General features: G+C 38.4%; 25 protein-coding genes. 1 reads left to right on the forward strand and 24 read right to left on the reverse strand.

All coding sequences use genetic code 11. The features are described 5' to 3' along the window. Positions 1-11: 11 nt before the first annotated feature. The 17 genes from ACFOSV_RS09730 to ACFOSV_RS09810 form a co-directional block, all read right to left on the reverse strand. Positions 12-833: a metallophosphoesterase family protein gene (locus ACFOSV_RS09730; protein ID WP_377905815.1), complete on the reverse strand. Its 822-nt coding sequence runs from the start codon at positions 831-833 to the stop codon at positions 12-14. Between the two features lie 40 nt (positions 834-873). After that, complete coding sequence (locus tag ACFOSV_RS09735) at positions 874-2,517, reverse strand: amidase (protein WP_377905816.1); 1,644 nt, start codon at positions 2,515-2,517, stop codon at positions 874-876. 21 nt (positions 2,518-2,538) lie between these two features. Beyond that, positions 2,539-2,988 (reverse strand): nuclear transport factor 2 family protein, encoded by a 450-nt coding sequence (locus tag ACFOSV_RS09740; RefSeq protein ID WP_377905817.1) that lies wholly within the window; start codon positions 2,986-2,988, stop codon positions 2,539-2,541. A 60-nt stretch (positions 2,989-3,048) separates the two neighbouring features. After that, the gene (locus ACFOSV_RS09745; RefSeq protein ID WP_377905818.1) at positions 3,049-4,026 is read right to left on the reverse strand and encodes an NAD(P)-dependent alcohol dehydrogenase; all 978 of its coding nucleotides are present in this window, start codon (positions 4,024-4,026) and stop codon (positions 3,049-3,051) included. Between the two features lie 21 nt (positions 4,027-4,047). Next, complete coding sequence (locus ACFOSV_RS09750; RefSeq protein WP_377905819.1) at positions 4,048-4,863, reverse strand: tetratricopeptide repeat protein; 816 nt, start codon at positions 4,861-4,863, stop codon at positions 4,048-4,050. Then, on the reverse strand, positions 4,860-5,390 hold the full coding sequence (locus tag ACFOSV_RS09755) for a hypothetical protein (protein WP_377905820.1): 531 nt from the start codon (positions 5,388-5,390) through the stop codon (positions 4,860-4,862). The genes ACFOSV_RS09750 and ACFOSV_RS09755 overlap by 4 nt, the downstream gene beginning before the upstream one ends. Positions 5,391-6,141: 751 nt before the next feature. Next, entirely contained in the window at positions 6,142-6,474 is a 333-nt protein-coding gene (locus tag ACFOSV_RS09760; RefSeq protein ID WP_377905821.1) for a hypothetical protein, read from the reverse strand. Positions 6,475-6,551: 77 nt separating this feature from the next. Then, positions 6,552-7,421, reverse strand: coding sequence for a cation diffusion facilitator family transporter (locus ACFOSV_RS09765; protein ID WP_377905822.1), 870 nt, complete (start codon positions 7,419-7,421; stop codon positions 6,552-6,554). A gap of 293 nt (positions 7,422-7,714) precedes the next feature. Continuing rightward, on the reverse strand, positions 7,715-8,278 hold the full coding sequence (locus tag ACFOSV_RS09770; protein ID WP_377905823.1) for a hypothetical protein: 564 nt from the start codon (positions 8,276-8,278) through the stop codon (positions 7,715-7,717). A 24-nt stretch (positions 8,279-8,302) separates the two neighbouring features. Next, positions 8,303-8,494 carry a hypothetical protein gene (locus tag ACFOSV_RS09775; protein WP_377905824.1) on the reverse strand — a complete coding sequence of 64 codons (192 nt, stop codon included), beginning with the start codon at positions 8,492-8,494 and terminating at the stop codon, positions 8,303-8,305. Between the two features lie 54 nt (positions 8,495-8,548). Beyond that, positions 8,549-9,505, reverse strand: coding sequence for an MBL fold metallo-hydrolase (locus tag ACFOSV_RS09780; protein ID WP_377905825.1), 957 nt, complete (start codon positions 9,503-9,505; stop codon positions 8,549-8,551). Between the two features lie 158 nt (positions 9,506-9,663). After that, positions 9,664-10,362 (reverse strand): hypothetical protein, encoded by a 699-nt coding sequence (locus tag ACFOSV_RS09785; RefSeq protein WP_377905826.1) that lies wholly within the window; start codon positions 10,360-10,362, stop codon positions 9,664-9,666. Between the two features lie 510 nt (positions 10,363-10,872). After that, positions 10,873-11,385: a hypothetical protein gene (locus tag ACFOSV_RS09790; protein WP_377905827.1), complete on the reverse strand. Its 513-nt coding sequence runs from the start codon at positions 11,383-11,385 to the stop codon at positions 10,873-10,875. 25 nt (positions 11,386-11,410) lie between these two features. Continuing rightward, on the reverse strand, positions 11,411-12,076 hold the full coding sequence (locus ACFOSV_RS09795; RefSeq protein WP_377905828.1) for a hypothetical protein: 666 nt from the start codon (positions 12,074-12,076) through the stop codon (positions 11,411-11,413). 79 nt (positions 12,077-12,155) lie between these two features. Next, positions 12,156-12,725, reverse strand: coding sequence for a Crp/Fnr family transcriptional regulator (locus ACFOSV_RS09800; RefSeq protein WP_377905829.1), 570 nt, complete (start codon positions 12,723-12,725; stop codon positions 12,156-12,158). A gap of 66 nt (positions 12,726-12,791) precedes the next feature. Beyond that, positions 12,792-13,775 carry a hypothetical protein gene (locus ACFOSV_RS09805; RefSeq protein ID WP_377905830.1) on the reverse strand — a complete coding sequence of 328 codons (984 nt, stop codon included), beginning with the start codon at positions 13,773-13,775 and terminating at the stop codon, positions 12,792-12,794. 197 nt (positions 13,776-13,972) lie between these two features. Next, complete coding sequence (locus tag ACFOSV_RS09810) at positions 13,973-16,261, reverse strand: glycoside hydrolase family 3 protein (RefSeq protein ID WP_377905831.1); 2,289 nt, start codon at positions 16,259-16,261, stop codon at positions 13,973-13,975. Between the two features lie 103 nt (positions 16,262-16,364). On the opposite strand from ACFOSV_RS09810, the gene ACFOSV_RS09815 reads away from it, so the two are divergent. Then, a complete protein-coding gene (locus tag ACFOSV_RS09815; protein ID WP_377905832.1) occupies positions 16,365-17,141 on the forward strand; it encodes an NUDIX hydrolase in 777 nt (258 codons plus the stop codon). 183 nt (positions 17,142-17,324) lie between these two features. Here the strand turns inward: ACFOSV_RS09815 and ACFOSV_RS09820 are convergent, their stop codons facing one another. The 7 genes from ACFOSV_RS09820 to ACFOSV_RS09850 all read right to left on the reverse strand — a co-directional run bounded on the left by ACFOSV_RS09820 (position 17,325) and on the right by ACFOSV_RS09850 (position 22,431). Beyond that, positions 17,325-17,732: a DoxX family protein gene (locus ACFOSV_RS09820; RefSeq protein ID WP_377905833.1), complete on the reverse strand. Its 408-nt coding sequence runs from the start codon at positions 17,730-17,732 to the stop codon at positions 17,325-17,327. A gap of 72 nt (positions 17,733-17,804) precedes the next feature. Then, on the reverse strand, positions 17,805-18,323 hold the full coding sequence (locus ACFOSV_RS09825; RefSeq protein ID WP_377905834.1) for a Crp/Fnr family transcriptional regulator: 519 nt from the start codon (positions 18,321-18,323) through the stop codon (positions 17,805-17,807). A gap of 234 nt (positions 18,324-18,557) precedes the next feature. Beyond that, entirely contained in the window at positions 18,558-19,418 is an 861-nt protein-coding gene (locus ACFOSV_RS09830) for an alpha/beta fold hydrolase (RefSeq protein ID WP_377905835.1), read from the reverse strand. A gap of 95 nt (positions 19,419-19,513) precedes the next feature. Beyond that, positions 19,514-20,278: a DUF6090 family protein gene (locus ACFOSV_RS09835; RefSeq protein ID WP_377905836.1), complete on the reverse strand. Its 765-nt coding sequence runs from the start codon at positions 20,276-20,278 to the stop codon at positions 19,514-19,516. 447 nt (positions 20,279-20,725) lie between these two features. After that, on the reverse strand, positions 20,726-21,109 hold the full coding sequence (locus ACFOSV_RS09840) for a DUF6090 family protein (protein ID WP_377905837.1): 384 nt from the start codon (positions 21,107-21,109) through the stop codon (positions 20,726-20,728). Between the two features lie 33 nt (positions 21,110-21,142). Further along, positions 21,143-21,871 (reverse strand): DUF6090 family protein, encoded by a 729-nt coding sequence (locus tag ACFOSV_RS09845; RefSeq protein WP_377905838.1) that lies wholly within the window; start codon positions 21,869-21,871, stop codon positions 21,143-21,145. 167 nt (positions 21,872-22,038) lie between these two features. Then, on the reverse strand, positions 22,039-22,431 hold the full coding sequence (locus tag ACFOSV_RS09850; protein ID WP_377905839.1) for a VOC family protein: 393 nt from the start codon (positions 22,429-22,431) through the stop codon (positions 22,039-22,041). Positions 22,432-22,496 lie beyond the last annotated feature (65 nt).

A 22,496-nucleotide genomic window follows, 5' to 3' on the forward strand; every position in this document is an offset into this window, starting at 1 on the left:
TCACGAAACTCTTAAAGCCTATGGGCGTTTAGTATCTCACCATCTGAAACTCGCTTCAAGGCGGTTCTGACTACTCCCATTTCATCTATCTCCACCACGCGGTAACTAGGGAAGGGATTTCCCCAATTGCCTCCAAAATGCCCGGACCAGAAATAGGGTTTCTTTCGGTTCCACATGACTCCATCCACATCATGATCATGCCCGTGAAATACTGCTTTTACATTGTCATAATCAGAAATCAGTTTCAAGAAATCCTCACAAGCCACACCATGTCTTGTCCAGTCATTTTGAGAAATATGGATAAAGACAAAGACATGTTGTAGCATAAAAAGGCTATCCAGCGTTTTGATGGCAAAGTCCATATCAGCACATAGATAATCTCCTGCCACATTCGAGCAATTCAACAAGACAATCCCATACTGGTTGTCAAAGATTTGAAAAGAATTAGGATCTGAGCCCCAGAGAAATTTCCACTCCTCATCACTGATCCGATCATGATTTCCCTTGGATACAAAGTAGGGCAAGCGAAGCCGATCGTACATGCTTTTCACTTGAGGCATAAAGACCGGTTCATCATGAATCAAATCTCCATTGAATACCACAAAATCTAAATTAGCTTCTTGATGAAGCGCTGTGATCAGATTTGTATGCGAGGTCATGAAATCTGTGTCTGGCTGGCCAAAATGACCATCCGAGGCGGTAGCAAATTTGTAGACAGTCTTGAATTCGGAACTATCCTTTTTAAATTCTTCAGCAGATAATTTAGCAAAACTACCCAAGGACAAAGTTCCTCCAAGTGCAGTAAGGCTTTTCAAAAAAGGTCTTCTTTTCATGCTATTGACTTAAATTGATCAACTAATCTTGAATTATAATTTACTCAAAGCCTGGCGGTTTTTTCAAGTGAAAATCAGTTTTTTCTTGAATCAGGGTACCAAATTCCAAAAGAGCTTGCTCCTCAAAGAGGTTGCCAAGCAAGGTGATACTGGTTGGATGATTTTTTGAATCCAAACCAGTGGGAATCGTCAAGGCGGGATGCCCGCTCAAATTAGTGATGACCAATTGCTTGGAGTAATTCGTGGGACTAAGGATCACATCTACAGATGAAAAAACGGGATGAATCGCCTCAATCATCACTCGACGCTGACGATTGGCTTGTAAATATTCCACAGCAGGAATAAATCTTGATTGCCTTAACGAATTTGCACGTGAGCTTTTGCCTTGCTCCACCATACTTGAGGTCTCACCTGATAGTACGAGCTCATCAAAGAACGCCCCTGCTTCTGCTCTCAATATAATATCAAAACCTCGGGTACTGATGGTTTTTGGAAGTTCTAGCTCGATAAGCTCAAATCCCATGTTGCGAATGCTATCCAGCATCGCCAGATTGTTGTCCTTGGATAGAGAGCTATCATTTTCGAAGACTTCTTTGAAATACCCAATTTTTGCCCCTTCCAATTTCGATGTGTTAGAATAGGAAAAAGGAGCAGCGATGGTCATAGGGTCTTTCGGGTCAGTGCCGTGGATGGCATCAAAAACCAAAGCGCAGTCTGCAGCTGATCTGCAAAGTGGCCCAATCTTATCCATGCTCCAAGAGAGTGACATTACGCCTTTTCTGCTTACTCTTCCATAAGTGGGGCGGAGGCCTGTGACTCCGTTTCTATTCGCAGGTGAGGTAATGGATCCCAAGGTTTCGGTTCCCAGTGCAAAGGGTACAAGCCCTGCTGAAGTTGCCGATCCTGAGCCTGCAGATGAGCCACTCGCACCTTGAGTTAGGTCCCAAGGGTTTTTGGTTTTGCCCCCAAACCAAACGTCCCCTCTAGCCAATGCGCCGGATACGAGTTTAGCGATCAAAACTGCTCCCGCGTCATCAAGCTTCTCCACGACCGTTGCAGTCTCATCAATCACCTGATCCCGGTATGGCTCGGCGCCCCAAGTGGTAGGATAATCCTTGACGGCCATTAAATCCTTGGTGCCGTAAGGTATCCCGTGGAGAGGTCCTCTGTACTTCCCTTGAGCCAGTTCTTCGTCCATTTTAGTGGCTTGCGCCAAAGCTCGCTCTTCGGTAATGGTAATTACCGCCTCGAGCTTTTCATCATATTTCTTGATTCGATCCAGAAAGAATTGGGTCAATTCTACTGAGCTGATTTGCTTGGTTTTGATCAAAACCGAAAGGTCGGCTACAGTATAAAAAGCCAAATCTTCACGGTTTTCCGGCAGGAGGACCTTTTCATTAAAGTCGAAATCAACCACAGAGGGACTATCTTTTATTTCAAACCCACTCGGCATAGGGCTGAAAGTTAATGCTGGGATCACTTCATACCTAGGAGGATTAAGTCGCATCGAGTCATAGCCTTCAAGATTGGAATTAAGATAGTCCTGCATGGTAGAGATCTGCTCTGCAGTGAATTCCATACCAAAAATCTTTTGAGCATGCCGGATATCTGACTTGGTGATTCTCGGACTGGAGCAGGAGGCCCAAATCAAAAGTAGAACTGGGACTAGGAAGTGTTTTTTCATAAAAATAAGGATGGATAGGTTTTATTCCTGCTCGGGAACAGCCATGGTGTGGTTGGAGAGCAGGAAGCATTTACCTTCGACTTCCACATAAGTTCGCATGAAATTATAAACAGTGGGGCTTGGGCCTCGGTCTACAATCGTGGTGCCCGTGACCACAGCTGTATTTGCTAGAATAATGACCTTTACATCTTGGGATTTTCGAGATCGAGTATTGTTTTCACCAGTTTCCTTTTGGCGAGTGGCGCGTTGGATGACATCCGACTTATCATCGGTGAGAGAGGCGTGATTGTGAATCCAGATAAAATCCTCGGCAAGCAAAGATTCTAAGAATTCAACATTGGCTTCCAGTTGGGCTCTTTCCCAATCTAGATCAAGAGCTCTTAACGAATTTTCATTCAGACAGGCACTTTGTGAAAAACCGTAAATACTCCAAAACAGAAGTAGAAATAAAACCAAGAAATTTTTTTTCATGGACTGGGGTCGTTTTAAACTTTTGCCAGACAACAGGCCACCTAAAATATAGATTTTGGATCAAGAATCCTCAGTCGCTTTCAAAACCACCTTGCCAATGTGCTTGCCTTCACCAAAATATTGAATCCATTTTCCAGCTTCTGCTAGAGGGTAGGGGCCGTCAATAGTACACTTTAAGGTGCCATTGGTATATCGCTCATTCAGTTTTTCTAAGCCTTGATTTGTTTTAAGAGGAAGAATTTTAAGAGATTTCCCAGAGCCGAGCTCAGCAATTTTGCCTGCGAATAAAAACTGAAGCATTACACCCACAGTACCGCCTATGACTATGCAAGTTCCATTTTGGGTGAGAGATTTTGCAATAGCAAATGGAGATCTGGTAGCCCTACAGTCAAGAATCAGATCGTATTGCTTACCTGTTTTAGTAAAGTCCACCTTTCTATAATCTATACATGTATCAAAACCAAGAGCATTCATAGATTCGAATTTATCCGCCGAATCCACTCCTGTGACCTGGCAGCCAAAGCTTTTGGCGATTTGTACTCCAAAACTTCCGACACCACCGCCACCGCCGTTGATCAGTACCTTTTGGCCGGTTTGGATTTTTCCCAGATCCACTAAGCCTTGCCAGGCTAAAAGTCCTGCATGGGGTAAGGATGCCGCATGCTCAAAGCTCATTCGATCCGGCATTTTTGCCAAAGCTTTTTCTTTCACGCAGAGATACTCTGCAAAACTTCCGAATCCGAACTCGGAGATGTCACCAAACACTCGGTCCCCAATTTTCAGATCATTCACCGACTCCCCAACTTGCTCAATAACTCCTGAAACTTCCATCCCAGGAACTGGGAATTTAGGCTTAGAAATCCCAAAAAACAGACGATAGGCACGTGGCTCTCCACGAACATAGCTCCAGTCAAAGTCATTGACCGCTGTGCACATAACCTTGATCAAGACCTCATCTTTTTTGGGAATAGGTTTGGGGATTTCTTCCCATTTTAGATCGATGGCTTGTCCGTATTTGGAAATCGTGATGGCTTTCATAGCGGGGTTGGTTTAGAATGATCAATTGGCTACCAAGGCATCTAGATCTCTGAGATATATTTTATCCATCTGCACCACGTAGGGATCAAACATTTTCATCCCTGTTGTGTATTTTTCTTTTGCCTTTTTGAGGCTTTCAGAAGAGGCTTTTTGGTCACCTTTTTTGGCATAGGCCAAAGCTAGATAGTAGTTGTTTTCAGCTAGGTCGTTGATTTTTTCCTGCTTTTGCAAAGTTTCAATGGCGGCATCCAAATCTCCCTTTTCAAGATACAGCACACCCAAATGCAGGTAGATGTAAGGGCCAGGTGAATAGTCAGTGTCTTGTAGTTTTTCCTCGATTATTTCTATTGCTTTTTCGCTTTGTCCCAAACCCTTGTAACAAAGTGCTCGAGCGATTTCTAGGTGATAATAGCCATTTTGAGAGGAGCCAATATCGTAGTTCACCAAACTTTTTAATCGCTCAATATCTTCAATCGCCCCTTTGTAATCCCTAAAAAACTGAAATCTACACCAGCCTCGATAATCTAGGTGAGCAGCAGGATCGAGGGACACAGCCTGATCCATCAGCTTTTTCCAAGTGATAAAATCCCCACTTTTGAGGTAAGCTGTGGATTTGTATCGATAGGCCCATGAGAAAGTAGAATCCACAGCCAAAGCGCGATCAAGCGCATCTTGGTATTCAAAGCTAAATTGGTAGTGACCTGCTCGTTCTTCGGCGATTTTACAAGCTTCATATTTTTTCAAGTCGCCTGAATTTTTGTATACCTCGCAGTTGATTTGTCCGTAAAGTTGATTGGCAAAAAGGAGGCAGAAACCTAATACTAGTAATGTCTTCATGGTAAAATCTCTTTGATTTGTCCCTTTTCCATTACAAAGATCAGGTATTGATAGTAGTTGATTGGGCCGTATTCATTTTCTCGAATTGCCCAGCCGCTTAGGTTCTTTGTGATCTCTAGAAGCTGTGCCGTAATGGCTGGATCAAATTCCAGTGGTTGGTAATTTTCATTTGATCCAGTGATTCGAAATCGTCCGGTGTCACCTTCACAGTTTACGATAAATCGAATTCGAATCCAGCCGCTCTGATCAGAATCCACCGGCTTATAGTTATTGTAAAATGCGTCAGCGATGGCTGGCTGCTCACCATCGATATGTAGACCCTCACCAAAATGAAAATATTGGGCAACGTTGTCATCCCCACCGCAAACTTTGAAGTTGGGATCGTCTAGTTTCGGATCAGCATTAATGTCTCCAACCATCCTGTATTCTGGAGATTCAGAACCCCATGCAGTAAGTAGTTGATTGGTTCTTTTGGAATTACATCCTAGACCTAAGGCAAGTAAACCAAATATGAAAAGTCGCTTCATTTCTTAGCTGATTTACAATGGGCGATTATTGATTTTGCTTTTTTCAAAGTCCTCGGTACGTTTGAATTTCTCCTGTAACCCCCAAGTTATTGGGTTCCTTCTATTCTCCAAAAATTCTTTGATGTGGCCAAAGCCAATTTTTACTCCCTGTTTATCCATATTTTTTGGTGGCAAAATAGGCCAAACATTGAACGTCTTTGATTCTGGATGGTTTTATGTTCATCCTTTATAAATCTGCAAGTAGCCCCTATCTATCACGATCGAATCTTTAGCTCTTGCCGATTATCGAGTAGGTAATTCTTTATTTTTAAACGCTTTTTTCATCAATGGAGGATAAGTTTCTCTGACTCCCATTTCTGAATGTTTAAGCACATTAGAAATGGTGAAATTTCCCTGTTCTCTTATCAACTTCCTTCTCGGCCAGCCAATAGAATAGGCCCCCGCTTAATGATCTATATGGTTTTAAGTAATTCGGTTAGATAGCCTTGATCAATCATTTTTTCGGTTTAAAATAGCTTTTCAAGATTTTCCTTTTTGTCGTGTTGAAAGGCAGAAACTGTTAAAATGATGATGAATGGGATGCTTAAGTTTACCATTCTTTGAACAATTAATATTCTACTATTAAAAGTCAAAGGGTGTTAGTTGATTTTTTAATGATTTGAAAAGTTCTGGTTTCTATGTTAGCCCATTTTGTATAAGGCGAATTTTCAAATAATGGCGAGCTAGGAGCACTGATGTCTTTTATCTACTATTATTTTAAAATAAAAATTATTGAAAAAACTAAAAGGCCCAATGAAAGCAAAATGATGCCAAAGATTATTGCGTTTTTCCGCTTTCTTTTTTCCGCTTCAGTCAATAATCTTATTCTTCCATCCCTTATGTATTTGTTTTCGATTGACTGTCCAATTGAAAATCCGAATGCTGTTCCAATTGCGGGTCCAATTCCAATCAAACCAAAATTCTCAGTTATTGCGCTATAAGTGATGCTGAGTCCAGAAAAAATTACGATTCCTAAAACAGTCCAAATTCCAATAAAATGGCCTTCAGGATAGGTTTTTTTGTCTTGCTTAGTATGATTGTCCATGTTGGTAGATTGTAATTAATATTTCAGAGCACCAGCTTTCGTTTTGATTGCTGCTTTCATTTTTTGGTTGCTACTTTTTAAGCATCGGGTTCTATATGAATGGAGATGTGTCCCAAATTCGGTATTTTTCTTTTCAGGAAATCCTTCAAATTATGAGCAATATCATGTCCCTGGGTTACGGAAATTTCACCATTTACAATGGCATGTAAATCCACATGGTATTTCATCCCTGCTTTCCGGATAAAACATTTTTCCGTACCTAATACGCCCTTAACCTTTAGGGATTCAATTCGAATTTCTTCCAATAAATCATCATATAGATGTTCATCCATAATCTCTCCCAAGGCTGGTCTGAAAATCAAGTAGCTATTATAAAGGATAAAACCGGAAGCGAATAAAGCTGCCCAATCATCAGCCGTTTCGTATCCCTCTCCAAAAATCAGGGCAATCGAAATTCCAATAAATGCCATAATAGAGGTGATTGCATCACTTCGGTGATGCCATGCGTCTGCCTTTAGAGAAGAGCTATGAGTTTCTTTGCTTTTTTTAATGACCAGTCTAAATGAAATTTCTTTCCATAAAATAATCCCGCCCAAAACAAATAGGGTCCACGGTTTAGGACTAGTATGCGGCGTTTGGATGTTTTGGATACTTTCGTAGGCGATAATCGTAGCTGATGTGACAAGAAAGGCAACCACCAAAAATGTAATCAGTGGTTCAATTTTGCCATGGCCATAAGGATGATTTTCATCTGCCGGTCGCTTGGCATATTTCAAACCGAATAGAACAAGCAGAGAAGAGAAAATATCCGTGGTTGATTCTATTGCATCCGCTATGAGTGCATAGGAATTACCGAAGAAACCCGCAAATCCTTTAATTAAAGCCAAGCTGGTGTTTCCAATGATGCTAAAATAAATGGTACGGATAGCAGATTGTTCGTTAGTCATTAGTCTTGGGAGGAAGCACAAAACAGCAAAACCTAGTAATTTTAAAGTTAAGGTTTATGTCATTTGTATGTTTAAATCCTTGGCATCCATTTCAGTCTCAATTAAGTTTAAAAACTCCAGAATTCTATCACATCACCCTACTCAAACAATTTTCTGCCCGTGACTATGGCAGTCAGTAAAACCTGTTAGTACCCCTTGTACTTTGAGACGCTTTAGTCCCAGTAGTTAATAACTTTTCAGAATACTGTAATCATTTTAGTTTCTATCGCGATATACTTTTCTATTGAATAGTCTTAATCAGTATGATTCTCCAAATCAGTTAAAAAATCAATCATTTCATTCGTCTTTTGAAACAATTGTCTCTTGGAGTCAAAGAGAAAATTATACATTAAAATTTTTCCTGACAGTGTAGAAAGCATTCTGTCAAGAAACTCATCATCTCTTTTACTGGCCCAGTATTTTTCTAGAAGTGGCCCTTTAATCACCGCTGATTGCATTAATGAATTTTCGCTTTGCATTACCGGGCCTTTTGGATATTGAGAACCTAAAAATATCGAAACGTTTTGATCCATAACTTTTTGTAATTCCAGCTGATCAGCATTGTGCTTTAATATTCTGGACTTAATGTTTTCGTCAAAATATTCAATATTTCCTGTGTTCAATAGCGAAGTGATGGTACTCTTATTTAACTCGTTACTTGGGTTGAAAAATGGAAGATATTCGTATCTCGCTATTTTCACTACTGTATCCATGGTAGCATTAGGATTTGATAATCTCTCATTAAATGAATAAAGTCTAGCCAAATCGCTTTCGATATATTCAATGTCTTCTGCTAATCGAGTGCTATCTAGTTTCAAATCATACAGAAGAGCCTGCTTTGATTATTTCAGAGAATTGTTAATGATCCGATTTTCATTCCAGGTATTAATTTGTAAGGCAATCAATATTCCGATGACCACTAGGATGATTTCTCCTATGGCATAGGTCAAGTACTTGCTGAACTTACCTGCCTGCCCGTCAGATATGTTTTGAGTGAGTAGCTTTTGTCGAATTTTTCTAAAAAAATTTAGCATAGCTTATTGGTTGGTCATAATCAGCGATATCGGTCTTCATGGAATCCGAATCATTTACCTTGCAATAGACCCCGCATTGATACCAGTAATGAGATCAAAACTATCTCCTACAGATCCAACAACGGCATCCTTGCGGCTTAGATCTAGCAAGTCCCTTAAAGTATATAGCGCATTAATTCCTGTACAGTGAGCTCCAATTATTTTCGAAACTCCAAAATTCTTCAGTTTACTTGCTGTCCATTCCAAATGCTCGTCTGAGGCATTGAATAAATGGAATCCCCCAATGATCGCAAAAACCTTTTCTCCTTCGCTATTTGTGGTAATATGATCCAGCGTATTCACCAGACCTGCATGCCCGCATCCTGAAATCAATACTAGTCCATCCCGTGTGTCAATTACCAAGGATTGATCTTCAGCTATAGTATCTTCCACTATACCGCTATCCGTTTCTATTTTACCATTTCCAGACCAGTTCCGCTCATCGTGGATCCGATCTATTGGACCGGTGATCCATACGCCAGGGAATAATTCCTGCTGATTTGAATAAACTATAAACTCAACGCCATCGGCTTCTAATTCTTCTCTAATTGCCAAAATAGTGTTTTCGGAATTTATCCTCTTACTAAAAATGCCTTCCCCTACATGGATTCTTTTGAGCGCATTGGGGTTTTGCTTTTTCAACTCCTTTCTAAGGGTGAGTAGACCCCCAATATGATCCCAATGATTATGACTGAGAAAAACATCTTGGACATCCGATAAATCAATGTTCATTTCTTGGGCATTTTGAAAAACGGTTTGAGGTTTTGCGCCTGTGTCAAACAGAATTTTCCTTCCGTCTACCTCAATTAATGCCGAATAACCCCATTCTCCGACACCTTTTCCATTGACCAACATAGTGGACAATGTGGTGACCTTTAATTTAGAAACAGGTTTATTTTCCTGCTGCGCAAAAAGAATGGTGCTGTTTAATACCATCAGGAAACCGAGCAAAAAATGTTTTCCAATTGTCATGAATTCTATGAAGTTTAATAGTTTCCGGATTTCGCTAGTTTAAGGATTCTGCACGTAATTTTCCCCTCAATTGCGGTTTTAATTATTGTGGATGGATTCGCTTTAGCTGACTCCTATGCAATCAAAGGGAAGCGGGGTTCGTTATTCGTCGAAATTTTTCAGTTTAAAGCTTCAATAGTTCTATCAATATCTTCTATAATTCCATTCAACCAACGCACATCTACTTCTGTGCTTACATAAATGTCGTTTAGCTTTCTGTAAGTCTCTTTATCTTTTAAAAATGAGAGAAATTCATCATCAGATAAATTGTAGTCAGGATGTTTTACTAGGTCGTTTTCTTTCACTAAAACATCGAAGCTATTAAGATAGAGAAAAAGAGTCCTGTTTTCTTCCTTAAAAACAGAATTGATTCTTCTAGCTTCTTTGTAGTTCTCTAAGACTGTCTCATACTCTGCTAAAGCATTAATCTCTTCAGAATTTAATAGTTGAAGTAATCCAGCGGATTTGGCGGAATTTCGTCTGGATTCATCGATTGACATGGACCGAAAAGGCATCATATCAATTGCATATTTTCGGAGGGTATCTGTAGGTAATTTGGTGTTATCACCTGCCGATAAATTTAATATATGGATTACTTTCTTGCGACATGCTTCGGCATATGCCTTATAGTTTTTGAAGAATTCTTTGTTTTCGGATAATTCTGAAATTAACTCTGCTTTCAGTTTCTCCCTTTCCTGCGCATTAACCTTTTCTTGATTGAGATTATTTAACCACAGTGCGATTAAAATCCCAATAACTACAAGAATTATTTCCCCAACAGCGTAGATAAAATATTTACTCAATTTATTTTCAGTCATTAGTTTCTGTCTAATTTTTCTAAAAAAGTTTAGCATTGGTTAGCGGTTAGTCTTAGTAGCTATCGGGATGAAGCATAATACATGTATTCAACAACTCTCACTATTTTAATGTCTGAATTTGGCCTTTTCCACAGGCTAGTGGACTGGTGTTGAACACAAATTATGAATTTCGTCCATTCCATCTAGTGGACTTTGAATATTTTATTGCAAGGAAAAGGATCGAGAAAAGCTATTTCACAAAAAAATCCCCTAGATCGATCTAGGGGATTTGGTGATTAGTATACCTTTTCAGCTTTCTGAATTCAGCCTTCAGAATTCGTTTCTACCCATTTGCAATAAGCTGTACTTCAGTAATTTTCTTCAATTACGGATTTTCGATTATTGCTAAAGTCCTGGATATAGCACGTTCCTGTGAACTTTCAAATATCACAAAAGTTAGGCATGCATTCTGACAATAATAATGCTAAGTCAAAGCATATGTTATAGCGCTTGTTAGCAACTGGGAGCTCTTTAAATGAAAATCATAGCCAAGGTCAGCACCGTACCTGCCAATGCGAAGTAAACTCCTTTTTTGAATATTGACATTTTAGGTGCATACATCCAAAATGCAGAGATGACAAAGAATAGAAGTGATAAGCCAAAAAAGATATTTAGAAAATATAAAGGACTATTGGTAGTTGCCTTATGTAGCCTTTCCATTTTTTCTAATAGAAAAGGGAGTTCCATTTTTTTTACAATGGCTAAACCTGTTTTCTGATTGTAGGATCCATCTTTAAAGAAAAGAACATCACCTTGTTTATCGTCAATGACAACGGCCATCCTCAGTTTTGGGCTTAGTTCACCTCCGCTCAGGTTTGGCTCAAGTTGAGTTTCAACTATATTTTCCGATTTAAGAAAACTAGTTTCTCTAAAAATCATAACGATACCACTCAAAGCGTAGACAGACATGATTCCCGCTAGGAAGAACCCTAAATATCGATGGATAACGCGCATTGAGTTTCTTATTTCTTGGTTACTTTTCATTTAATAGTTATGTTTTCCCTTTTCGTTAAAAGTCCCAGCCTATAAAAAGGCCGTAATTATCAGTGAAGTTTTTATCCGGACCATATTGATCCAAATTGGCCCCAAGACCATAATTTAAGTTTCTCTTTTTCAAGCCAATTCTTAAATACATAAAACTTCTATTATGTCGGCTTTCACCAATACTCTCATTCAATAGTGCCTGAAATCTTGTATAAAGTGACAGGTTTCGGTTTAGAGGTGGCTTAAATTCATACGAGCCAAAGAAGCTCAGGTCATGCTTTCCATCTACCGAATATGATAGGATGGATACTGCCAAAAATTTACGCGAAGCATAGACATGCTTGGGGCCAATAACAGGGGTGAGGCCAACTGCTGCATTAACATTTATTCCACCCATAAAACCAAATCCTTTTCCCAAATCATAAGTAATTTGATTGATAAGGGCGAGGTCATTTTCATATCCATCTTGGTTATAACCAGATGTGTAGGTCGTTAAACTGAAAAGCGAAAATTTGCTTTCCGGACTAAAATCTCGATTTATAATTAGCTGTGAAAACACTGCCTCATTACCAAAAAATATTTCAAAAGGAATAGGTGGTTGCTTATGCTGAGCAAAGCTGTTCAGGGTACTTAATAAAAAGGCTATTAAAACAATTATTAGCTTCTTAAGCTCAAAACTAGCATTCCTCATTGTTGGATTCATTTGAATACAAAGGACAGGAATGAGACAGATAAAAGTGTTGCCATATAGCAACGTTTTGAAAAAGTGATTAGAGTTCAGATTTCAATCTGCTTAGCGTGTATTGTGTAACTCCTAGATAGGAGGCAATGACTTTACTAGATAACTTAGTTAAAATTTTTGGATGATGGGCCATCAGCCATTTAAGTCTCTCAAGCGCAGAATAGCCTTGAAATCCATAGATTTGTTGTTGTGACATGATATAGGCCTGTTCCAGCATGTTTCTATAAATAGAGCTGATCTCTGGTATAGTATTCACTAGAGTATAGAAATCTTGTCTTTTGATCTTCAAAACTTCAGTACTAAGAGCAGTCTGCATAAACTCCTCAGAAGGCTGCTGATTAATAAAACTGGTTAGGGCCGTTCCGAATTTGTTTTCAAAAGCGAAATAGCGGGTCATTTCATCTCCCTCAGGATTTGTTGTATAAAACCGAATGCATCCTGTAATGACAAAATACATATAGTTACAAGTTTCCCCCGCGCGAAGAAGAAATTCATTTTTCTTCAAAATGCCTGGTTCAAAATTTCTTTTTATCGAATCAAATTGCTTTGGGGTTATACCAGCGCCATCGCTTAAATAATTATGTAGTTGTTCAAACACTTACTCTGGATTTAGAAAATGGCGGTTGCTGTCATTTATTTTTCATGCAGCTTGTGAGCAATAATTTTATTCAACTGTAAACCGAACGATAACCTCATTGTCCAAAACAACATTTGTTGACCAAATGAACTCCGCACCAGCACCTTTAAATTTCTCTATGAAATTCATATATGCCATTTTGTTATCTACACCTATTATTTCCTCGGTATAAGTAGTTGCATTTGGCCAATTACTGTCATCGAAAGATGTTTCAAAGGAGTTGGAAGGAATTTCCCAATGTACACCATAAAAAGTAGTTCCATCGTCTACCCCTGTTTCATCGCAGTTTGTAGATAATCTTTTTTCTCCGACTTCTGATAAACAATTCAAATCCTTTATTGGGGAAGCATAAAAGGTTTGCGCTTTCCATTGATTATTGGTTATTGTTCCATCGCTGAAACTCGCTATAAAACCACCATCTCCTGGCTGAAATGATTTCCCCTGTAAATTTTCAGATCCCAACCCTAAGTTTTCTTCCCAGTCAATCAACTTAACAGCAATAGTATATGGCTTATTTACTTTAAATCTAACAACACTAGAGTTGAAAGGTGTGTAAGGAGCGGGGTCAACGGCTATTAGTTGACCATTGATATAGAATTCAAAATAATTATCAGCAAATAAATAACCTGTAATTATTTCACCCTCTGGATCAATTTCGGAAACAGGAATGCTGCTCAAATCCACATCTGAAAATGTACTTGGTGTAACATCATTACATTCATTATATAAATCTGATGCTTTTGTTGCTGTGGTAAAACTATTCTGGGCTGGAACTATCCAAACTTTTCCGCTTTGGTCTTTAATTTCGCCCATAGCAACTACTCTTGTTCTAGGCTGATCACAGGTGAATATACCTTGTACTGTTGTTTCAGCTAAACCTTGAGTTATACTTCCTGTTCCTTTATAGTCTTTAATTTCAGAAATAGGGGCACTGCTTTTTGTGCTACTTTCTTTACAAGCGCTGCATAAAATTGTTCCAATAAGAAAAAGTAGATTGAAGTTAAATTTCATATTTGTTACTTTTTATACTGGTCCTATTATTCTCTAAGGACTATTCAAACCTGCTAAGGACTTGACAAAAGGAGTACAAGGTCAAATTCCTAGGAAACCATAAGCTTAGCATTTCTAATGACCTTTACAATAATGAATTAGCATTTTCAGGGTTTGTTAGCAGACCATCCTTCAATACTCTTTTACCCTAATGGTTTTTACCTATATTTTTCAGTTCTAGCATCTTCAATTTGACCACTCCAATTGAGACCAAAAGCAAAGTCATAAGTATGGCCTTCGGAATCCGAGTAAGCCGTCATGTCTCTTGGGACGTCTTCAAACTGGGCCTCTACGGTTAGCATATTGGCTGGCATCTGAAAAGGTAATAACCCTGAGGGTTCTTTCTTGCCCGAAATGATATCCATTAAAGCTTGATCTTGAACACCCATATGAATCAAGATGGCAAATGCACTCGGTTCAATTTCAGAGAAAATCATGGGTTTAGATATATTTATAACTACAATCACTGGTTTTTCACCCATTTTACTTTTGGTTGTAGTTACCAAGTCCATGTCTGTACTGTTTACAGTTTTTACCGATTTGTCTTTGTAGGTTCTATTCGTGAAATCCTCTAAGGGGCTACCTCCTGCAAGACTGACTTCCCTAGCGGTTGAAGCAGTATACGGACCGTACTGCAGACTAATAGGAACATAACCATTACCTCCTTTTGCTAAGTCTGCTGCATCGTAACCTACACCACCATTTGGGCTTTGGATACCTACCAGTGCAAAGTCAGCATCATTCGGATCATCAACCACATCATAATACTGAGCGATCACCGCCATGTTAAAAGGAGATTCAGTTTTTGCAGGCGTTACATTGCCAAACCAATTAGTGGTTGAGGCTACATAGCGCTGAGGAACATAGACTTTTCGTTTTTCTTTTATGGGTAGTGTGCTTGATTGATTTTTGAGCATCACTATCGAACGTAACTGGGCCTCGAAGCCGGCTTTCATGTATTCTGGGTTTCCAACTATTGTCTTGGTTAATTCAATATTTAAATAGGGATTTTCAAAAAGACCTACTCTAAAAATATTTTTTAATAAGCGTATGGCAGAAGTTTCAAATCGCTTACGCATGTATTCCTCACCATGTTCTTCAACCCCCAATTTGTATGCAGCTATTACAGGCTTCATGTCGTTGTTCCCTCCGAATTGGTCCATACCAGCTTCAATTGCCTTGTAATGACGCTCAGCAACGGAGAGATCTTCTACACCCCAGGGCTTTCCTTGAAATTGGTCAACAGCAGCAGCATCACCGGTTATACCCCAGTCTGTACATAACACACCATCGTAGCCATATTTTTCACGTAAAAGATCGGTGATTAAGTATTTATTAAAACCATTGGCAACGGCTTCTCCTTCACCATCAGAAATAGTGTAATAAGGCATTACAGCAGATGCCATTTTTGTGGCACCATCTAGATTAAAAGCACCTTCAGTGAAGGGTTGTAAGTGATCGCCAATGTTTTTACCTGGATAAACGGCATATGCACCATACCCGAAGTGCCCATCACGTCCACCTTCTTCAGGTCCTCCTCCTGGCCAATGTTTTACCATAGTGTTGACACTTTCAAAACCCCAATCACCTCCTTTAGAAGATTGAAAACCATCTACATAGGCTTTGGCTAAATCAGTTGCTAAATCTGGATCCTCGCCCATTGTACCATCAAAACGGCTCCACCTTGGCTCGGTAGCTAAGTCAATTTGCGGTGATAAGGCAGTAGTAATCCCTAGGGCGCGGTACTCTTTAGAGGCAATATCTCCAAATTGTTTCATCAGTTCAGGGTCGAATGACGCAGCAATCCCTAGTGTTCCAGGCCACATAGAAATGTCACCACCTGCTCCTTCATTGAACTCTGCATATGTATCGCTTCCATGTCTTGGGTCAGAACTTGTATTTACGGGTATCCCGAGCCCCATGCCTTCTACAAAAGCTTGCGCATTGTTGTTCCATTGAGCGGAAACAGCAGCACTTTCAACGCTGGTAATTAACACATGTCGAAGGTTGTCCTCAGTTAAAAATTTCTTTTGGGTGTCAGAAAGGTCACTTGGTAATGCACCACTTTCTTCATAGGATTTACCCCCGTAGCTAGATCCGCGTCTGCCCGTAGCGGGGATTGACTGATGCCCACTATAAAGCATCAACCCCGCAATTTGTTCTATAGACATTTTGGACGCTAAGTCTTCCGCTCTTTGCTGAACCGGTAAACGCCAATCCTCATAATCATCCAATTCACCATTTTGATTAAGGTCTTTGAAGGCATATCGGTCTACAGTCAATAGGCTCACTCCAGAATTGGGGTTATAACCTAACGTGCTTCCGTTTTCATTAATAACGCTGATGAATCCGTCTTTCGACTCTGTGGTGAATCTTTCGCCACAATTGGTGAGCAAAAGGAGAGGTGCAAAGGCAAACAGTATTTGAAATAGATTTTTGGTATTCATAGTTACTTAATTTAAACGGCGAGACCTTAAATTGTCATTATGACAAATTAAAGATATGTATTATTTTGTTACTTTGAAAAATTAGAAGATTTAAGAATCCGTTTTGAGTAAATTTTTAAGAGAGTTAGTAGAAAAGTGTGTCCCAGGTGTATCCCTGGATTGTGTGGTGTTGGGCTATCAGAACAACGTGCTTAAGGTCCTATTGCTCAAGTATAAGGAGCATAATGCATGGGCCTTACCAGGCGGGTTTTTACCACAAGGGCAGGAAATGGAAGAGGTGATAGGTCTGGTGCTGAAGGAAAGGACTGGGCTCGATGGGGTTTATTTGGAACAGTTTAAAACCTACAGTTCCATCAATAGAGGTTGGAATTGTAATGAAATCAGTCAAGAGGGGTTTAATAAACTCAGATCAACTTGGAGTACTGCAGATCGAACTGTTCTTGATCAATGGTTCAATCAGCGGTTTATTTCTACTGCGTATTTTGCGCTAATCAATTGTAATAAAGCTGAGCCGACGCCGGATGCTGTGAGTGAAGAGTGCGCATGGGTTCCAGTGAATGAATTACCCAACCTTGTATTGGATCATAAGAAGATGATTTCAGAAGCGCTGAGTCAGTTAAAAAGACAAATCAATTTTTTACCTATCGGCAAAGAACTTTTGGATCAAAAATTTACCATGTTGGATTTGCAACGGCTGTATGAATCAATTCTTGACCAAAAACTTGATAGGGGGAATTTTCAGCGAAAAATGATGAAGTTAGGTATTTTGACTAGACATGAGAAATTGATGACTGGAGCGCAGAATAAGGCTCCCTATTTGTATAGTATAGACCTTAAAGTATATGATCAACTCATAAAAACGGGGATTAGTTTTGTCTAATAGTCTTATCGCGAACGTTTAGTATAGGCGTATTAAAGGATAAAATCCAACTACTTTCAGGTGCTGCTATACTGAATTAAACACAAAAACGGTTTGAGTATTCACCCAAACCGCTGTTGCTTTTATTTATAATTGAATGCCGTATTATTCAATCACAAAATTTATGAAGAGATTGATTTATCATTAACTTTTAGCAAGAATAGGTGCTTTTTTGCTTCTTCCCCATGCGATGAATGCAGCCACGGTCATCAATATAACGTTCATTCCAATCGCTGAAAATTCACCACGTGTAGCGTGAAAACCTGCTGCCAGTACCATTACTGCGACAAGACCTAAGGCCGCCCAGACGGTTAGAGTGGGCTTGATGCGAAGAAATGAAGGTAGCAATAAACCTAAACCACCGAGAATTTCACAAAATCCTATGAATCTTACCAAGCCGAGTGGGGTTGCTGTAACCCATGGCAGAGCTTCTGCCAATGCCTCCACAGGTTGAGAAGCTTTCATAAACCCAGCCATGATAAACATCGCTGCTAATAATCCTTGTGCAATCCATAATGTGATATGCATTGCTTTGTTTTTCTTTTGTTCCATGTCTTAAAATTTTATAAGACAAAAGTTCAAAAGGCTCGATGGATAAAAAATAAGATATCTTAAGAAATGTTGCTACTTCTTTTTGGCTAGTTTACCACGGGTATAACTGAGGTGTTCAGGTGTCATTCCAAGGTAAGAGGCGATGAGCTTTTGTGGTAGCCGTTGAACCAGGGCAGGGTAAGTTTGTGTGAACTCCAGATATTTTTCTTCCGCTGTTCCGCTTAGAAGGGAAATCAATCGGTTATTTGCAGCAATCAAATTATTGCGAAACTTAAGTCCAAATTCTACCTGCCATTGATGATCCAATTCCTCAAAACTCGGTAGTTCTTCTTTGCTAATCATTTGAACTACTGAATTTTCTATGGCGCTAATGAATATTTTGCTAGGAGTATCTTTTGTGAAGCTTTCTAAATCAGAAATGAACCAATCTTCTGGGGCAAACTGTAGGATGTGCTCTTTTCCAGAACTATCTAACACATAACTTTTCAGACAGCCACTCACTACTCTGTAACCATAATTGCATTTTTGCCCGGGACTTAAAAGCAAAGTTCCTTTCTCTAGATTTTTTGTTATAAGATTTTTAAAGTCCATGTTATGAGGTTGAACTTATGTGCTTAGCTAGAATGAAATTCAATAGTCTCACCTTTGACGAGTTGTGCAATGCCTCCGACGAGCTTAGCGATAAGAAGGCAGAGTAACTCAACTTTGCAAGGCCGCCTGCGGGTACGCACCAAACTGAAAATCCGGAGGAATTCTCAGAAGTAGGCGAGAACTTGGCTGCCAAAAGGCAGGCAAGCAATTACTTATACCCATCCTAAGGCAAGGTTATTTTTCATTAAGAAATTCAATAACCGATTCGGCGAAATCCTCAGAAAAAGGTGTACTCATATGGTCTCCATGAACAAGACTCAATCTACTATTGGGTAATTGTTCTTGTAATTCTTTCGGATTCCCATTATCTAAATCCTCGTCTCCACAAATCACCAAAGTCTCTACCTTAATTGTGTTAAGTTCTGCGATAGTTGTTTCAGGTTGATGGTCCTGCAAATAGCCCATTATTTTAAAGTTCACATCAAGATCTTCTGCAAATTCTACAGCTTCTCTTGTCATTTCATTAGGCTCAGTGCGCCCAGAAAAGACATTTCCAAATTCAACTCGTCTGTGCCAGTTTGGATCAGTAAATCCAATTCCCATTCCCCCAAATACCGCCTTCGTTATCCGCCTGTCTTTCGTAAGTAAGTTCGCAAGCACTATTGAACCTCTTGAGTATCCAACAGCCATATAGTTGTCGGCTCCTAAATGGTCAATTAGAGCTATTAAATCCTTCACTTCCGCATTATTTCTATAGGAATCTTCATTTTGTGGTTTATCAGAATCTCCATTACCTCTTAAATCTGGAATAATAACCCTGTAGCCTTTTTTAATCAGTTGTTTTTTTAATTCTGATTCCTTCCAATTCCAATTTCCATCGACTATAAAACCATGAATTAGTAAAACAATTTCTCCGCTTCCTTGGTCAGAATACGCAATTTTTGTTCCGTCAAATGAGATGAAATCATCTTTGCTTTCCTCTTGTGATTTACAAGAGGCTAAAAATAAAATGGGGATAATTAATAATTTATACATTCTCATTTTTAAAATTGTGGCTAACGGTTTTGTATATGAAAAGTAGCGTGTTTTACTCACGAACTGTTCGAGTTTACCCCGACCTTAAATTTATAAAACATTTTTTCGCTTAAGCCCTTAAATCGTTATTTTTTATATACGTTGTTAGCCTTTCGTTATTTTATTTCATTTTCAATTAGCTTCAAAATAGAGTTCAAATCCTCCATTAAGGGTTCATAATGCGCTTTTTCCATTGCGTTAGTTGTTAGAATAAACATCAAAATATTATTTTCGAACTTCCTTGAATTTAACAGCTCCAGATTGCTAATATTCTGCTCCATTTTTTGCACACCTATTTCTTGGTTTACACCTGTTAGGTCAAATATGGTTCGTAAACTGTTATCATTTGTTCTAAAAATGTCAAGCACTTTTTCTCTTTGAATTCCAAGTTCGTTTTCCTGTTTTGAGACATCTTCTATAGTTGAAATCCAATTTGTCAATTGTATCCTTAAGTCTGTATTTGAAATATCTTTTAAACTCCCAGAGTTTATTATTTCGTTTAAAAGTGAGTTATTTGGATTAAAAGAAATATCAGAGGAAAAAGTATTGAACAATAATTCAGAAAACTGCGTTTCGGATGGTGACTCTATTTTATTGGAAATATATTCTAATAGCTTTTTTGCTCCGTAAAAATTACTCTTGTTTACTTCAATCAATTCACTTAATTTAAGTTTGCTGATTTTAAATTCCGCTCTTAAACCATTCAAATAAGTTTGCTCTTTTTCTTGAATAACCCGATTTTGATTACTGTTATTGATGGCAAGTGCAATCAAAATTCCAATTACGACAAGTACAATTTCTCCGATGGCATATTTCAAATACTTTCCAGTTTTGCCTTCTGAAAGCAAGCTTTGTCTAATTTTTCTAAAGAATCTTATCATTGGTTAGCGGTTTCTGATAATGAAGCACGACCATCTAGTATATAATTTATATCCCAAAGGGTATGGCATATATACCTTGTTGTGCTTCCGTTATCAATTAATTTTTTATAGTATATGGTTCGGTCAAAGTGATTATAGAACTAATAAGCGACATGAGTTCTTCGGACTCTTGGTTTATTTTCCATCTGCTTGATATAAGCCCGAGTTCAGTTCTTCTTCGTTTCATTAACTGTTCTAGTTTTAGCTTTAGATTGAAAGGAATCGATTGGTCGGTGTTTTCCCTGTATTCATCAAAATATGGTTCATTGAGCACAATCTCATTCCAATTATCCCAAAGTTTTTCCAGGGCGTATTCGCTTTCCTTATAGTCTTCGTACTTGTCATTCCAGGTTAAGATCTTTTTTTTCAGAAAGTCATTTTGAATAATATCTATTCTACCAGAATTGATTAAGGCATTAATACTGCTCCTGTTAGGGTCAAAGGTGCTTGGTAAGAATACGCTACCATATATTTTTTTACATCCTTCCAGTTGCTGTCTGTAATGGGGAAAACGTACCTACCCAAACTATCGGCCGTTTTAAATTGATTTCTAAAATATTGTAATCGCTCTTCGAATTGCTTTTTGTTGTTGACAAAATCCGCGTATATATCCGATAGATATGCTTTTTCTATTGCCCTATTTTTTCGTTCTTCATTTGCATTATTGACTTGAAGAGCCAATAATATTCCAATCATAACAAGTGCTATTTCGCCTATTGCATAGAATAAATATTTCTTGAGTTTATTTTCGGATAATAGCTTTTGACGGATTTTTCTAAAGAAATTTATCATGATACAGCGGCATTGATTAATGCATTTTTTAGGTTAATTTAATATGGATAATTCAGTTTCTAGTAATTCAAGGACTTGCTTATTTATGAAGAGAAAATCTCTTACTCTATTTTTTTTTCTGTCCATGCTACTTTCCAATCCCTTTAAAATGGAGTAATAAAAGGGATCATCTAAAAGACTTTGATAACTGTGAGGGATATGGCCCTTATCATCTAATCTGAAGTTCTTAGCTATGTATTCATAGTAGAAACTACCGTTATCAATATCTACCTGATTATTTGTAGCCGAGAGACGCGACAACCTTTGTTCAAATAAATTAATTATCTCTTTTCTAAGTTCGGGGTTTCGTATTAAATGATAACCTCTGTTTTCGAGAGACTTGTATCCCGAAAAATTTAAACCATTCAAGTTATTTCCTCTTTTCCTGTGTGCCTCTTTAAAATATCCTGCAAGAGAATCAGCATAAGGAAGACGTTGATCTATAATTTGTATAATAAGATTTAAAGATTTAGTGGTAGATTCCCAACTTTTCAGACCTTTTAACAAGGATTCATGGTTGCTTTTAGTAGTTGCAATTAGCTCAGTTAATATTTCTTTTTCTATTATTCGATCTTTACGATTTTCATTCCAATTATTAATTTGAAGTGCAATCAAAATTCCAATAACTACAAGAACAATCTCTCCAATAGCGTATTTAAAATACTTTCCAGTTTTATTTTCTAACAGTAAGTTTTGTCTAATTTTTCTAAAGAATTTAATCATTTGCTGGTGGTTTCAGATAATGAAGCACAACGGTCTCACCTATGAGAAGCTGCGTGGGTTAGGGCTTTACTTTGCAAGTACACACCAAGCTGAAAATCCTCGCGGATTTTTAGAAGTAGGCGAGAACAAGCAATTACTTATAGCCATTGTTGTGTATGGTGTTTTATTCAATTTTCGTTTCCATTTTTTATTCTCCAAGGTGGATTAAGACGGTTTTCTCCACCATAAAATAATATGAGTTGATTTCCGTCAAGGTCTTTTAGTCTAGCTTCTCTCCACAACCACATTTGGTCGGTTGGCTCTTGGTCAAATTCAATTCCTTTACTTTTTATTTTATCAACTTGCTCGTCAAGATTTTCACATTCAAAATACACGTAGATTCCATCCCCTTTTGGTAATTCGTCCGTTTGATGAATTGAAAAAGTTGAGTTTCCATTTGGGCATTCAAATCGTGCGTAATGCGGTAGTGATTTCACAATTAATTTAAGTCCCAATTTTTCATAAAAAGGGATTGATTTTGTCAAATCCAATGAAGGAACTGTTATTTGGTTTAGATTCATATTATCTCGGTCGGTTCACGTTACACACGACATCCGTATTTACACAACACCTGCTAGTCTGTTGC

This window comes from Algoriphagus namhaensis (assembly GCF_042649705.1).
Taxonomy (GTDB): Bacteria; Bacteroidota; Bacteroidia; order Cytophagales; family Cyclobacteriaceae; genus Algoriphagus; species Algoriphagus namhaensis.

Excerpts from the sequence above, each read along its gene's own strand:
- ACFOSV_RS09750 (WP_377905819.1), bottom strand. The coding sequence starts at position 4,863 with ATGAAGACATTACTAGTATTAGGTTTCTGCCTCCTTTTTGCCAATCAA.
- ACFOSV_RS09805 (WP_377905830.1), bottom strand. The coding sequence starts at position 13,775 with ATGAAATTTAACTTCAATCTACTTTTTCTTATTGGAACAATTTTATGC.
- ACFOSV_RS09740 (WP_377905817.1), bottom strand. The coding sequence starts at position 2,988 with ATGAAAAAAAATTTCTTGGTTTTATTTCTACTTCTGTTTTGGAGTATT.
- ACFOSV_RS09795 (WP_377905828.1), bottom strand. The coding sequence starts at position 12,076 with ATGAGGAATGCTAGTTTTGAGCTTAAGAAGCTAATAATTGTTTTAATA.
- ACFOSV_RS09785 (WP_377905826.1), bottom strand. The coding sequence starts at position 10,362 with ATGACTGAAAATAAATTGAGTAAATATTTTATCTACGCTGTTGGGGAA.
- ACFOSV_RS09755 (WP_377905820.1), bottom strand. The coding sequence starts at position 5,390 with ATGAAGCGACTTTTCATATTTGGTTTACTTGCCTTAGGTCTAGGATGT.
- ACFOSV_RS09780 (WP_377905825.1), bottom strand. The coding sequence starts at position 9,505 with ATGACAATTGGAAAACATTTTTTGCTCGGTTTCCTGATGGTATTAAAC.
- ACFOSV_RS09735 (WP_377905816.1), bottom strand. The coding sequence starts at position 2,517 with ATGAAAAAACACTTCCTAGTCCCAGTTCTACTTTTGATTTGGGCCTCC.
- ACFOSV_RS09825 (WP_377905834.1), bottom strand. The coding sequence starts at position 18,323 with ATGGACTTTAAAAATCTTATAACAAAAAATCTAGAGAAAGGAACTTTG.
- ACFOSV_RS09845 (WP_377905838.1), bottom strand. The coding sequence starts at position 21,871 with ATGATTAAATTCTTTAGAAAAATTAGACAAAACTTACTGTTAGAAAAT.
- ACFOSV_RS09840 (WP_377905837.1), bottom strand. The coding sequence starts at position 21,109 with ATGATAAATTTCTTTAGAAAAATCCGTCAAAAGCTATTATCCGAAAAT.
- ACFOSV_RS09765 (WP_377905822.1), bottom strand. The coding sequence starts at position 7,421 with ATGACTAACGAACAATCTGCTATCCGTACCATTTATTTTAGCATCATT.
- ACFOSV_RS09790 (WP_377905827.1), bottom strand. The coding sequence starts at position 11,385 with ATGAAAAGTAACCAAGAAATAAGAAACTCAATGCGCGTTATCCATCGA.
- ACFOSV_RS09730 (WP_377905815.1), bottom strand. The coding sequence starts at position 833 with ATGAAAAGAAGACCTTTTTTGAAAAGCCTTACTGCACTTGGAGGAACT.
- ACFOSV_RS09835 (WP_377905836.1), bottom strand. The coding sequence starts at position 20,278 with ATGATAAGATTCTTTAGAAAAATTAGACAAAGCTTGCTTTCAGAAGGC.
- ACFOSV_RS09850 (WP_377905839.1), bottom strand. The coding sequence starts at position 22,431 with ATGAATCTAAACCAAATAACAGTTCCTTCATTGGATTTGACAAAATCA.
- ACFOSV_RS09775 (WP_377905824.1), bottom strand. The coding sequence starts at position 8,494 with ATGCTAAATTTTTTTAGAAAAATTCGACAAAAGCTACTCACTCAAAAC.
- ACFOSV_RS09760 (WP_377905821.1), bottom strand. The coding sequence starts at position 6,474 with ATGGACAATCATACTAAGCAAGACAAAAAAACCTATCCTGAAGGCCAT.
- ACFOSV_RS09810 (WP_377905831.1), bottom strand. The coding sequence starts at position 16,261 with ATGAATACCAAAAATCTATTTCAAATACTGTTTGCCTTTGCACCTCTC.
- ACFOSV_RS09820 (WP_377905833.1), bottom strand. The coding sequence starts at position 17,732 with ATGGAACAAAAGAAAAACAAAGCAATGCATATCACATTATGGATTGCA.
- ACFOSV_RS09745 (WP_377905818.1), bottom strand. The coding sequence starts at position 4,026 with ATGAAAGCCATCACGATTTCCAAATACGGACAAGCCATCGATCTAAAA.